Source organism: Psychrobacter sp. AOP30-A2-5, assembly GCF_052378115.1.
Classification (GTDB): domain Bacteria; phylum Pseudomonadota; class Gammaproteobacteria; order Pseudomonadales; family Moraxellaceae; genus Psychrobacter.
Map to the genome: position 1 here is coordinate 237,264 of NZ_JBQSXK010000001.1, position 13,659 is coordinate 250,922.

At 43.6% G+C, this 13,659-nt stretch carries 11 protein-coding genes; 3 read left to right on the plus strand and 8 right to left on the minus strand.

Annotated elements, in window-relative coordinates; translation table 11 throughout:
* Positions 1-208: 208 nt before the first annotated feature.
* The gene (acnB, locus tag ACT3S4_RS00970) at positions 209-2,812 is read right to left on the minus strand and encodes a bifunctional aconitate hydratase 2/2-methylisocitrate dehydratase (protein WP_193007569.1); all 2,604 of its coding nucleotides are present in this window, start codon (positions 2,810-2,812) and stop codon (positions 209-211) included.
* Positions 2,813-3,252: 440 nt separating this feature from the next.
* Between acnB and ACT3S4_RS00975 the strand changes: the two genes are divergently transcribed.
* Complete coding sequence (locus tag ACT3S4_RS00975; protein WP_444760214.1) at positions 3,253-3,678, plus strand: carboxymuconolactone decarboxylase family protein; 426 nt, start codon at positions 3,253-3,255, stop codon at positions 3,676-3,678.
* Between the two features lie 174 nt (positions 3,679-3,852).
* A complete protein-coding gene (lipA, locus tag ACT3S4_RS00980; protein WP_055123860.1) occupies positions 3,853-4,896 on the plus strand; it encodes a lipoyl synthase in 1,044 nt (347 codons plus the stop codon).
* A gap of 125 nt (positions 4,897-5,021) precedes the next feature.
* On the opposite strand, the gene ACT3S4_RS00985 is transcribed toward lipA, so the two are convergent.
* Genes ACT3S4_RS00985 through ACT3S4_RS00995 form a run of 3 tightly spaced genes read right to left on the minus strand, consistent with a single transcriptional unit; the run spans position 5,022 to position 8,644 of the window.
* The gene (locus ACT3S4_RS00985; RefSeq protein WP_444760215.1) at positions 5,022-7,112 is read right to left on the minus strand and encodes a TRAP transporter permease; all 2,091 of its coding nucleotides are present in this window, start codon (positions 7,110-7,112) and stop codon (positions 5,022-5,024) included.
* Complete coding sequence (locus tag ACT3S4_RS00990) at positions 7,084-7,644, minus strand: DUF1850 domain-containing protein (protein WP_444760216.1); 561 nt, start codon at positions 7,642-7,644, stop codon at positions 7,084-7,086. The genes ACT3S4_RS00985 and ACT3S4_RS00990 overlap by 29 nt, the downstream gene beginning before the upstream one ends.
* Positions 7,625-8,644 (minus strand): TAXI family TRAP transporter solute-binding subunit, encoded by a 1,020-nt coding sequence (locus ACT3S4_RS00995; RefSeq protein WP_444760217.1) that lies wholly within the window; start codon positions 8,642-8,644, stop codon positions 7,625-7,627. Before ACT3S4_RS00995 ends, ACT3S4_RS00990 begins: the two co-directional genes overlap by 20 nt.
* A gap of 517 nt (positions 8,645-9,161) precedes the next feature.
* Between ACT3S4_RS00995 and mtnP the strand changes: the two genes are divergently transcribed.
* Complete coding sequence (gene mtnP / locus ACT3S4_RS01000; RefSeq protein ID WP_444760218.1) at positions 9,162-10,073, plus strand: S-methyl-5'-thioadenosine phosphorylase; 912 nt, start codon at positions 9,162-9,164, stop codon at positions 10,071-10,073.
* Between the two features lie 112 nt (positions 10,074-10,185).
* Here mtnP and ACT3S4_RS01005 read toward each other — a convergent pair whose 3' ends face one another.
* From ACT3S4_RS01005 to arsS, 4 genes are read right to left on the minus strand one after another with little or no spacing between them, the layout of a single operon-like run.
* Positions 10,186-10,824, minus strand: coding sequence for a TIGR04282 family arsenosugar biosynthesis glycosyltransferase (locus ACT3S4_RS01005; protein WP_444760219.1), 639 nt, complete (start codon positions 10,822-10,824; stop codon positions 10,186-10,188).
* 17 nt (positions 10,825-10,841) lie between these two features.
* On the minus strand, positions 10,842-11,567 hold the full coding sequence (locus tag ACT3S4_RS01010) for a TIGR04283 family arsenosugar biosynthesis glycosyltransferase (RefSeq protein WP_444760220.1): 726 nt from the start codon (positions 11,565-11,567) through the stop codon (positions 10,842-10,844).
* Between the two features lie 39 nt (positions 11,568-11,606).
* Positions 11,607-12,470: a DUF547 domain-containing protein gene (locus tag ACT3S4_RS01015; RefSeq protein ID WP_444760221.1), complete on the minus strand. Its 864-nt coding sequence runs from the start codon at positions 12,468-12,470 to the stop codon at positions 11,607-11,609.
* A 12-nt stretch (positions 12,471-12,482) separates the two neighbouring features.
* Positions 12,483-13,481 (minus strand): arsenosugar biosynthesis radical SAM (seleno)protein ArsS, encoded by a 999-nt coding sequence (arsS, locus tag ACT3S4_RS01020; RefSeq protein ID WP_201560099.1) that lies wholly within the window; start codon positions 13,479-13,481, stop codon positions 12,483-12,485.
* Positions 13,482-13,659: the final 178 nt, after the last annotated feature.

Consider the following 13,659-nt stretch of genomic DNA (forward strand, 5'->3'; position numbering starts at 1 on the left):
AAATCAATATTATATATCATTCTATAGATGTAAGATTATAAGCGCTATTTTTTAAGAACTTATAATCTATAAGTTGCTAAAATTTTATATGAATTTATTGATCAAATAATCATGAAGCTATAGTAAACTTAATCAAAAAACCCCGCATCATCACGATACGGGGTTTTTTATAACTTAAAAATTTTTAACTTAAGATTTAAAGCAAATATTAGGTCAACTGAGCAACGTTAATCTTATCTGCTTCTTCAGTATAAGAATCCATACGATCGAAGTTCATGTACTGATACACTTCCTCGCCCATGCTATCAAGCATACCAGCGTACTGCTGATATTCTTCGTTGGTTGGCAATTTACCAAGTACCGCTGCGACGGCTGCAAGCTCGGCAGAAGCTAGATATACGTTAGCGCCTTGACCCAAACGGTTCGGGAAGTTACGAGTAGACGTCGATACCGCCGTAGACTTCGGTGCGATACGTGCTTGGTTACCCATACATAGCGAACAACCTGGCATTTCAGTACGAGCGCCGGCTTGAGCGTAAATGTTGTAGTAACCTTCTTCCATCAACTGACGCGCATCCATCTTAGTAGGTGGCGCAATCCATAGACGAGTTTTCAAACTACCTGCTGGTACGTCTTGTAGCAGTTTACCCGCAGCGCGGAAATGACCGATGTTGGTCATACATGAACCAATGAACACTTCATCAATGGTATCGCCAGCGACATCAGCCAATGTTTTTGCATCGTCTGGATCGTTCGGGCAGCAAAGGATAGGCTCTTTGATAGTGCTCATATCGATAGTCATATCGATGGCGTATTCTGCATCAGCATCAGCACGTAATAGGCTTGGGTTCGCTAACCATTCTTGCATCTGCTCGATACGACGGCTGATAGTACGCGCATCGCCATAGCCTTCTGAGATCATCCATTTAAGTAGTGTAATGTTTGAGTTTAAATACTCAGTCACCGACGCTTCAGACAAAGTGATGGTACAACCAGCAGCACTACGCTCAGCTGAGGCATCAGATAGCTCAAACGCTTGCTCAGCGGTCAAATCTTCTAGACCTTCGATCTCTAAGATACGACCATTGAACTCGTTGATTTTGCCTTTCTTATCAACGGTCAATAGACCTTCTTTAATCGCTTGATAAGGAATCGCATGTACTAGGTCACGTAGCGTGATACCAGCCTGACGTTCGCCAACGAAGCGTACACGGACAGATTCAGGCATATCAAGTGGCATAACACCAGTCGCTGCGGCAAATGCTACTAAACCAGAACCTGCTGGGAATGAGATACCCATTGGGAAACGCGTATGCGAGTCACCACCAGTACCAACGGTATCTGGAAGTAGCATACGGTTCAACCAGCTATGAATGATACCATCACCAGGACGTAAGCTTACGCCGCCACGGTTCATGATAAAGTCAGGTAGTGTATGCTGAGTCTCAACGTCAACTGGCTTTGGATAAGCGGCAGTGTGACAGAATGACTGCATTACTAAGTCTGCTTGGAAACCTAGGCAAGCCAAATCTTTTAGCTCATCACGAGTCATCGGACCAGTCGTATCCTGCGATCCTACAGTCGTCATTTTAGGCTCACAGTACATGCCCGGACGTACGCCCTCTAGACCACAAGCTTTACCGACCATTTTCTGTGCAAGGGTAAAACCTTTACCCGTATCAACTGGCTCTTCTGGCTTAGCAAAGATATCTGAATGTCCAAGACCCATGTATGCGCGAGCACGATTGGTCAAACCACGACCAACGATCAATGGAATACGACCACCAGCACGAACTTCATCAAGCAATGTTGGTGAGTTCAATTTGAACGTAGACAACACTTCATCTGAATCATGCTTAGTGATTTTGCCTTCATAAGGATAGATGTCAAACACATCACCCATGTTTAGGTTATCAACGGCTACTTTTTCGATTGGCAATGCGCCAGAATCTTCCATCGTGTTGAAGAAGATAGGCGCGATGTTGTTACCAAGTACTAGACCGCCGCCACGTTTGTTTGGCACGTTAGGGATATCATCGCCCATGAGCCACAATACTGAGTTGGTCGCAGATTTACGGCTAGAGCCTGTACCTACCACGTCACCAACATAAGCGAGTGGATGGCCTTTTTCTTTAAGCGCTTCGATTTGCTTCATTGGACCGACAACGCCCTCTTCGTCAGCAGTGATGCCGTCGCGAGAGTTTTTGTGCATGGCTAATGAATGCAATGGGATATCAGGGCGGCTCCACGCATCTTGCGCAGGCGACAAGTCATCGGTATTGGTTTCGCCAGTCACTTTAAACGTCGTGTAAGTCGTCTTTGCTGGTACAGCATCACGGTTCAAGAACCATTCAGCGTCAGCCCAAGATTGAACCACTTCTTTAGCGATAGCATTGCCCGCTTCTGCTTTTTCAGTCACGTCATTGAACGCGTCAAACACCAGTAACGTCTTTTTCAACGCTTCAGCAGCATCTTGTGCCACTTCCGCGTCATCCAGTGCCGCAACCAATGGTTGAACGTTGTAGCCACCTTGCATCGTGCCTAGGATTTGAACGGCTTTTTGCTTGCTAATAAGTGGTGAAGAGGTTTCACCCTTAAGGATCGCTGCTAAAAACGCCGCTTTAACGTATGCCGCTTGGTCAACGCCAGCAGGAATACGGTTTTCTAGCAGGTTCATCAAGAACGCATCTTCGCCTGCTGGTGGATTCTTTAGTAGTTCAACCAACTCTGCTACTTGTTTTTCATTCAGTGGTAGCGGAACCGTTCCTAGCTCAGCACGTTCTTCGACATGTTTACGATAAGCTTCTAACACAATAGTCGTCCTCGTCAGTTGGGAGTATTAGTACATTACGTGGGTAGTCAGCATGACCGCCTGCGTCTATATACTAGATGGAATAATTATTGGTGCAATCATAGCTTAAAACGCCCTAAATGTTAATGGCTCAGCCTTTAAAAGGCTCATAAAGCGGTTATAAAGGGCTCATATTGAACATTTATTATATAAATAGTACCATCAACAATATGATTGAGCAGCCTTACACAATCGATATACAGCTTGTCATTTTAGTCAAGCACCGCCCGATTTATGAGTAAATACATACGCTGTGACTGCTAGACGCTTTGTAGGATATTATTTGATAAAATATCATCTTGATACGATAGCTTAGAGAAAATATCACTTAAAAAAATAGCGCTTGAAAAAACAACTTTTATTAACCATATATTAAACGAATAAACATTAAGGATGATGATATGGATAGTAGTGCAATGGAAAACAGCCATATGAAGAGTAACGCTAATTATCAAAACGGTCTCAAAGTTCGCACCGAGGTCATGGGTGAGGCACATGTCAAACGCTCACTGGATACAGCGACTGGGTTCACTCAGCCATTACAGGATTGGATCATTGAGCACGCTTGGGGCAGCACATGGCAAGATGACTCAGTACTGCCGCGCAAATACCGCTCATTAATCACTATTGCTTTTTTAATTGCGCAAAAAAGCCCAACTGAGCTAAAAGGGCACATTCGAGGTGCCATCAATAATGGCGCAAGTGTCGCTGAGATTCGAGAAGTATTAATGCACAGCTTGCCTTATTGCGGGGCACCTGCCACTCAAGAAGCGTTTCGTGCTGCCATAGATGTACTGAATGAGTTGAATATTGATATAGATATTTAAAACTATGGTTGCGAGACAAACCATAGTAGCCTTAATGATCCACCTCAAAATGATCAGTTAAACATTATTCATTGAAAATTAGCCCCTAAGTTTCTGCTATAATGTCCTCACTCACAACACATTCTAATAATTCCATAAACCCTTATACTATAAAGGGTTAAGAGATACTTTATTATGACAACTGCCGTACAAACACATGTGCCTGCTGCTAAGGTCAAACCTAAAAAAGCCATTCAAGGCGAAAAACTACGTGGCTACGATAAAGTTGCCCGCATCCCAATTAAAGTGATTCCGACCATCGAGGCCAAGAAAAAGCCAGATTGGATCCGGGTTAAAATGTCCTCGCCTGCTGAAGTGGCGCGTATCAAAGCCACTTTGCGCGAGCAAAAGCTCTATACCGTTTGTGAGGAAGCGGCCTGCCCTAACCTGCCGCAGTGCTTCGCTGATGGCACCGCGACCTTTATGATTATGGGTGATATCTGTACCCGTCGCTGTCCGTTCTGTGACGTCGGTCATGGTCGTCCTAATGAGCTAGATGCAGATGAGCCGCGTCACACTGCCGAGACTATTTTAGGTTTGCAGCTTAAGTATGCGGTAATCACCTCTGTGGATCGTGACGATCTAAAAGATGGCGGCGCGATGCATTTCGTTGAAGTGCTCAATGAATCTCGCGCACTCAGCCCAAATTGCTTAATTGAAATATTGGTGCCTGATTTCCGTGGTCGTATGGATATCGCGCTAGACTTGTTAACTGAAACACCGCCAGATGTCTTTAACCATAACATCGAAACCGTGCCTCGTTTATATAAAGCCTTCCGTCCAGGTTCTGACTATCAGCATTCATTAGATTTACTCAAGCTCTATAAAGAGCGTCGCCCTGATATCGCGACCAAGTGCGGTTTTATGGTCGGTCTTGGTGAGACTGAAGAAGAGATTTATGCATTGCTTGATGACCTAAAAGCACATAACGTGGATATGATTACGGTTGGTCAGTATCTGCAACCCAGTAAAAACCATGCGCCTGTCGATCGTTACGTCCATCCAGACGAGTTCCAACGCTACATGGACTACGGTAAAAAAATTGGCTTCTTTAACATTTGGGCAGGTCCTATGGTACGCTCAAGCTACTTTGCCGATCGTCAATATTACGGTGAAGACTGCCCTGCACCGATTCGTAGCAAAAAAGCATTGGCAGCAGAAGGCAAACTTGGCTGCTAAGTGTCGGGGTTTAATGAGCTAATACTTAAAAATTAAGTTGAGCATGTAAAAAGGGTGAATAACATTTTATGTTATTCACCCTTTTTTTAGCTTTAGTAGATTTTAAAACCCTCAACCGCAACGTCTTAAATGGTTAAAGTGGGCGTTGGCTCGCCACTGTTTCTAGTATTAAGGATGGCGATAGCAATAACGATCATGCCACCCACTAGACCAGTCGTTATTCCAGGATAGATTAACAGCAAAGCTCCGATTGCCAAAATAACGCGTGTTACTGGGCTCATATCGCTTTTAAAATAACCCTCTAATGCTGCACTAAGTGCGATAACACCCGTAATTGACGTCAATACTACCGTGATAATATCGATAATAGGTGGTAGCGGGAAGTCCTTAGCAGTTACCGCAAGCCCAGTAGGATCAATCATTAACATCGCTGGACTATAGATAAACATAAACGGCACGATAAATCCGGCGAGTGCCAGTTTGAGCGATAAAAATCCTGTCTTCATCGGATCGCCACCAGATATGCCCGCACCAGCAAAGGCGGCTAGACACACAGGCGGTGTAATATTGGCAAAAATACCAAAGTAGAAAACAAACATGTGCGCCGACAAAATTGGAATATCAAAGCCAGCTAAGGCTGGTGCTGCCATCGTTGCCGTAATAATATAGGCAGGAATAGACGGCAGTCCCATGCCCAATACCATCGAGGCAAGCATGGTCAAAATGAGCGTGAAAAATAATGACCCTGCACCAAGTGTGACAATTGATGAGGTCATCACCGTTCCAAAGCTGGTTAGACTCACGACTCCGATGATAATACCGACGACTGCACAGGCAGCCATTACCGCGAGCGATTGGCGTGCACCATCTTCTAATGCCCCCAAAATGTCAGAGAAACCCATCCTGGTCTCTTTTCGCAGCATACTAACCACGACAGTAAAACCAATGGTATAAGCCGCTGCATATCCGACGGGCACATTTCTGATTAATAAGAAAATCAAAAATACAATCGGTAGCAGCATATGACCGCGGGCTTTTAACACTTCTTTCACGGCTGGCAAGCTTTCTTTAGCGATACCTTTTAGATCACGACGACCAGCGCGAAAATGCACCTGCGCAATGACGCCAAGATAATACAATATCGCGGGTAATAATGCTGCCAACGCAATCGTGCTGTACGGCAAGCCTGTTGTTTCTGCCATGATAAAGGCACTCGCGCCCATAATCGGCGGTAATATTTGCCCGCCAACAGAGGCACTTGCCTCTACTGCACCGGCAAAATCTTTGTGGTAACCAACCTTTTTCATGAGCGGAATGGTAAACGCACCAGTACTGACTACGTTTGACAAAGCAGAGCCATTAATACTGCCCATAAAGCCACTGGAGATGACCGCTACTTTTGCCGGACCACCTTTTTTATGACCCGCAATTGCCAATGCCAAATCATTAAACAGCTGTCCCATCCCTGAGCGCGCTAAGAATGCACCAAAAAGAATGAATAAGAAGATAAAAGTGACCGATGCACCAATCGCAACAGAGTATAAGCCTTCGGTTTTTAGGAATAATTGACCAAAGATATCACCCATGTCATAAGGACGCGTCAGCAGCCTATCGGGCATAAAGTCTAAGTGGCTGACAAACGGATACGCCAAGAATATCCCTGCCAATATCGGTAAAATCCAACCTGTGATACGGCGACTGCCTTCTAATACGCAGACCACTGTAATCAACGAAAATATCACATCCATCTGATTGGCCATACCGCCACGTGAGGTCACGATATCTTGATATTCATATATCAGATAAGCCATCCCAGACAATGACAGAGCAAACCAAATCCAGTCATACCATGCAACGCGCTGACGGCTGCTTTTTTTACTTGCGGGGAAAATTAAGAAAATTAAGGCAAAACCAATGCCCACGTGTACAGAGCGCTGTAGCAACGCTGGCATGGGATTAAAGGTGATATATAAATGAAACAGTGAATATAAAATGCAAAGTCCAGCGATAAAATACTTCACTGGTCCTTGAGTGATGTGCCTTGTGATGGATTCTCTATCATACTTTTCTAATATGGCTTTATTGTGGGCTTGCGCCTCTAGTTCAGCGTCGACCTGAGTATCAGCATCCGTGTTGGAATGTATAGGCAAGTCGTTATTGATATGGTTATCTGACATCGTTGTCACATTATTGTGATCCATCACTTGGGAGTTCATGACACAAATCCTTGTTAAATCTATCAATGAAACCATACGTTTTCGGCATGATCGTTACTTCAGAATAGTCTGGCACCCAGCGATGAATGAACATCTGGTAGTTACCATAGTCAATCTCACCTTTGGTAAGCCGTGAGACCACCCAATTGAGCTTAGGCAATTTCTCATTGATTTGATAACCCAGATAGCCAGGTTTTTGTATGGGAGCAAGCGCTTCGGTTGAGGGTGTACCCGCCCCAAAAGCTTCAAAATAAGTGGTGGTCAGCAGCAATTCAGCGTCTTCTGTACTACTGCTGTCTATACGTTGGTATTGCTCTTCCCACCATTGTTTTTCTACAGAGTGTATCCAGCGCAATTGAAAATTTGGCTCGACAAAGTAGCAAACTTTATCATTAGCACCATCAACGCCTGCGACACGCACTTCCACCACAGGCTGACGGACAAAGAGATGCCATAGCGTAAAAAAAACCAGCGCGGCAATGCCTGCCACGCCAATTAATAACCCTAATCGCTTATTTAGCTGCTTGCTCATCATAGTACTTTTTAGCGCCAGGATGGATAGGTGCGACCATACCTTCACGAGCGGTTGCTAAGCTAATATCATTGGCCGCTTGGTGCGCTGTTTTTAGACCGTCTAAATTGTCAAATAACGCTTTGGTCAGCTTGTAACCATCTGCTTCAGACAACTCAGAGCTAACCAATAGAGCATTCATGATTGCTGCGGTTGGAATCGCGGCGTCATTGCCATAAGTGCCGGCAGGAATCTCAAAAGTCTTAAAGTAAGGCTTAGTCGCAATGATTTCTTTTAGCTTGTCTTGATTGATGGTGATCAACTGTAAATCTAAACCCTGCTCCAGCTCCATCAATGAAGAGTTTGGCAGACCACTACTAAAGAAAGCCGCTTCAATTTTACCCGCTTTCATACCGTCCGCTGCTTCCGCAAAGCCTAAATAGTCAACGGTCACATCATCATATGTGATACCAAACCCTTCTAATAGCGTCCGAGCATTTACTTCTGTGCCAGAGCCTTGATCGCCCACAGCGATGCGCTTACCACGTAGGTCTTCAATATTTTTGATGCCAGATTTTTTGGTGGTGACAATTTGCACCACATTAGGGTATAAAACCGCAATCTGTTGGATGTTGGTTATCGGCTTATCAAAGTTGTTTTTGCCTTCGATCGCGTCGGTGACCACATCACTAAGCGCCAACACCATATCGACCTTTCCTTGGGTCAATAGATTGACGTTTTCGACTGAAGCGCCAGTGGTTTGCGTTTTTGAGTTGACCCCAAAGGTTTTGACATAGACTTCTGATAATGAAGTACCGATGATGTTATAAGGGCCAGATGCTCCGCCAGTGGCGATGGTAAGAAACTTGGTATCAAGCTTGTCGGCGGCAGAGTCAGTAGCAGCGCTATCTGTTGCCGTACTGTCTGTACTTTCTGAACTTGGTGATGAGCATGCTGTCAGACCTAAAGTGGCGCTTAACATTGCTGATAAAAGTAACGGGGATTTTAGAGAGTTGAGCATTGAATTCATCCTTGAAATAATCGAGTTAATACACTTAACGGCACCAATATATCGATAATGATGCGTTACAGACCTGTAATAATATAGCAATTCTTGCTATAAATAAACTGCCATCCAGACTCCCTCTACACTTATACTTTATATGCGAAGCTATTTAAGTAAAGGAGCAGCAGTTCTTATAATGAATCAATAGCTAAATATAGTTTTGCTATGCGGAACAATGTTTCATTGGACAATTCATTTAACCAAAGTCTGTGTCTATTGTAAACCTTTATAATCGTCTAAATACAAACGAGACTATTTGTTATTTAACCAAAAAATACTGATATAAAATGACTAAATGGTCGTTCTTAATGCATTTTTATCATACTGTAGGACTGATGATATTTAATGTATAAATCCTAAGCGGTTATCTTGTAAGGCAGCTGACTTAAAGTAGATCCCGTCTAAATTTATAAATTCGTCACCACATATCTTGGCAACGTTATCTGTTACTCTAAAAATAGGGAAAAACTTTATGATAATATCTAGTGTAGAAAAGTCAGCGGCAGTATCAGTATCGGTATCGGTATCCGCTGATATCGCCATCATTGGCGGTAGCGGTCTTTATCAGATGCAAGATTTAACCAATAAACGTAGTGTCAGCATATCGACGCCTTACGGTACGCCTTCTGATGATATTGTCTTAGGTGAATTAAATGGCGTGACGGTCGCCTTTCTAACTCGTCATGGTCAAGGTCACAAATTCACCCCTTCCGAAGTGCCTTATCGTGCCAATATTTATGCCCTCAAAAATTTGGGCGTACGCTACGTCATTTCGGTATCGGCAGTGGGGTCGCTAAGAGAAGCGCTTAAACCCTTAGATATGGTCATTCCCGATCAAATGATCGATATGACTAAGTATCGAAACAGCAGTTTCTTTGGGGAAGGTGCAGTGGCACACGTCACGATGGCTGATCCTTTATGTCCTAAAGTCGCGGATATTCTAACGCGTGCTTATGTTCATGCGCAGATAGCCGAAGGTCAATGTCATGCAAAAGCCACTTATATCTGTATCGAAGGGCCGCAGTTCTCCACTCGTGCAGAGTCACACTGGTATCGCCAAATGAACGCTGACATCATTGGTATGACCAATATGCCAGAGGCTAAGCTTGCTCGTGAAGCGAGTATGGCTTACGCAACGCTCGCATTGGTCACAGACTTTGATAGTTGGCATCCGACGGAGGAAGCCGTTAGTGCCGATTATGCTATTCAAAATTTAATGAAAAATGTGGGTAATGCGCAGCAGGTCATCAAAGAAGCGGTTGCTTTGTTAGCTGCTGAACAGCCTGACTCTATTGCCCATATGGCTTTAGCACAAGCGTTAGTCACGCCTGTTGAGGCGATGAGTGAAGAGACCAAGACCAGACTTTCAGCATTATTGCCTTAGCAGTACGCATTTATGGTCAACAAAAAGCCATCAAACTATAATCAACCCAATAAGGTCTACACAATAGTTTGATGGCTTTTTTATACCTAAAAACCAGAATGATAAGGCCTGCTCAATTCTCAATAACTTTATAACCATCAAGCCAGCCACTTGTCAGGTACTGTAAATCTTCAGGCTCATCGATATCAGGCAAAGGCGCTAACAACGCTACAGACCAGCTCAATTCTGCCAAGCGCTGTTGAGTAACCTTTGCGACGCTCGCCGTACTCCATTCGATAGTGCTAAATAAGCGAGCAGCAACTTGCTTAAAACCAAACAGCACATAACCACCATCAAAAGCAGGAATCATCACGCTATCTTGCGTTTCTAATTGCTGGGCAGCTTGTCGAATACGAATGGTTGTAAGACTCGGACAGTCCGTACCTATTACGATAACGTGCTCGAAATGTGCTAATGCTTGCTGACTGGCGGTTAACATACGCAAACCCAAATCACTATCTGCTTGTGCTGACCATTGCAGCGAGTCAGGCAAATTAAGCGCTTGCCAGCATGGATGTGTTGGCGCAGGGCTGACACATAACTCAACCGTGAAGCCAGTAGCGACGGCTTGCTCTATACTATGCAATAGCAGTTTATGCGCCATTTGCGCGGCACCTTCAATACCAAGAGCTGGCTGCAAGCGCGTTTTTGCCATGCCCTGTGCGGGGAATTTGGCAAAGAGAATAATGCAAGTTTGTTGGTTTTGATTCATAGTAAGAGTTTGTTCATTTATTTATAATAACGCGCTTTGACATTATCAGCTGATACGCCGCGCCAATAATCAAAACGTAGATGCCACATCAAAATAATCGTCCGCCAAGTGCCGTGCTGTTGCCAACGTCTTGCTGATGTGATGACTTTGCTTTTTAAACAAGCAGGTTTAGCCATACCTTTTAACTGCTTACCTTTTAGCTGTTTGCAAAGCTCAATATCTTCCATTAAGGCTTGGTTAGGATAATTACCGATTCGCTCAAATAAAGACTGGCTAATAAAAATAGCTTGGTCGCCTGTCGCGATTCCGCTCAACCGTGAGCGCCAATTAATCATTTGACTGACCAATCGCAGTGTCGGTTGACGACTGGCTATTTGCACATCAAAACGTCCCCACTCTGCCCGTTTCATCGCTTCAGAAACGCTATCGATAGCGTGCAGTGGCAATTGCGTATCGGCATGCAAAAAAAGCAATACATCGCTAGTTGCTAACGCTGCGCCTGTATTCATTTGCAGCGCGCGCCCTGCTTTAGACTCAGTCATTTGCCAATCAATTTTACTATTATTATCAGGCATTAACTCATTAATAAAACTTTGGATTATGCCAATAGAATCATCGTTTGAACCACCATCGACCAGTATCACTTGCTGTGGGTTTGGATTTAGCCTATTGATATTATCAAACAATAAAGGCAAATTATCTGCCTCATTGAGTACTGGAATAATGATAGAAACCGTTGCCATAGCCGTCATAGTTAGCAGTACTCTTACTTGTTGTTACCATTATTTCTTATTAAGGCTCCAATTATAATCGGTATAACCAATCTTCATTTTTCCTGCTTTTAGCTCAGCCGTTTGCGACTTGTTAAGCCCTAAAGACGAGCTGTAACGAGCCAAAAACCCTTCTAAATCGTTAGTACCGCGCCAGTTAGTCTCAAAGTCTTCTTTATACCATTTAAAAATTGGTGATATCTCTAACGTATTACCTTTGAGACGATTACGACTACTATCTGCAAGGAATTTACTGGTCACTTGCTCCAACTGTTTATCCAATTTACTACCTGTAAAAGCATCATTCAACAATGCTGGACAGCCAATACTCGCACAGTTTACGGCAAAGTGAATACGTGGTTCGTTATAGCGTTTGGAGCCACGGATTAGATTGTGCTCGATGTCATCAAGCGAGCGCTTTTTGCCTAATAGCGTGATAAAATCTTGTTTCCATGGCGAACCAAATATTCCACCAATATCTTTAATCGACTTGATGTTAGGATATTTAGTCAAGACTAGCTCTACAGTGCCAGCGTTATAGACGTTGATCAAAAATGCCAATTGCTCATCTTTGCTCCAACCATTAAACTCTGATTGACTGACTTTGCTAGTTGCTGCCATGTAGCTATCAAGCTTGCTCTTATCGGCTTTCATACCGTTGTAATTAACGACTGAGGCTTTGCCATCATTGGTCATAGTAACGTTTTTATTCAGTAAACTATCCCAAGTGCTGTGATTAAAATCCGCATAACTTGCCATACTGGCTAACAGGATAGAAGTGGTCACTGCCGTTTTGATTAATAAACCACTGCTTAAAAAAAGGCTTTTACTATTAAGTCTTGTACTATTAAATCTTCGGCTATTCAATACTGACATGAGTCACTCCATTTAAATCAATGATATTTTTTCTATCGTCTGATCTGTTGTCTCTTCTTCTAGCGCACCACCGCAGCTACTTCCTTGCCCTGCCGTACAGCCATAGCAATGATCTGCAATGGCAATGTCATCGCCAGCAGGATTTTGCGTTAATAAATCGCTTAGATGCCGACGGGACTTGTTGGGCACTGGAATCTCTAATTGCTGGTTAAAGTCACAATCAAACAACTCTCCTAACCAATTAACGCTAATGGTCGATCGGCACATGACTTCGGTTAAATTGGCGGCCACGTAATTGGCTTTGAGCAAATCCATATAGGGATAGAATTGGTTTTTGGCCAATAGCACCGCACCAAAACGCTGAATCGGCATATTGGTCAAGGCAAATAACTGATGAAATTCGATATCAAAATGCGCTTTTAACTCGCGCTTATAATCTGCTTCAAGCTGCTGTTGATTGGGCGGCAGCGTCGCACCTTGCGGATTATAGACGAGATTAAGCGTTAAGTTTGAGCCAGCTTTGCCATAACCTAAGGCATTGAGTTTATGCAGTCCCAATATACTGTTATCAAATGCGCCTTTACCGCGCTGCTTATCGACATTTTCTAATGAATAACATGGCAGAGAAGCCACTACTTCGACCGCATTGTCTGCCAAAAACTGTGCCATGTCCTCAAAGCCTTCTTCCATCAGGATAGTTAGATTACAGCGATCAATCACTTTTACACCCAAGGCGCGCGCGGCTGTAACCAAATACTTAAAGTCTTCGTGCATCTCAGGCGCACCGCCCGTTAAATCAAGCGTATCAATATTTTGTGCTTGCAAGACTTCTAGAATCAACTCAACCAACTCACGCGACATCATCTCTGTGCGGTAAGGACTGGCAGCCACATGACAATGCACACAAGACATATTGCATAAGTAACCCATATTGACCTGTAGCGTGGTTAACTCACGACGTTTGATCGCTGGGAAATCCGTGTGCTCGAGTAATTCGATAGTTGATTTCATAATGGTATAAAACCCCGTTGGTAGCACCTCTAAAGCAAAAAGGATGACGCAAAAATAAAAGGTTAAAAAAGACAAATTCACACGCAAGCAATTGCTTCTTATGACTATTTCATAAAATTACCATCTCATTTTTAGCCTTGTCACTTTACGTTTTATCTAATTAATCATACCTGGTTGT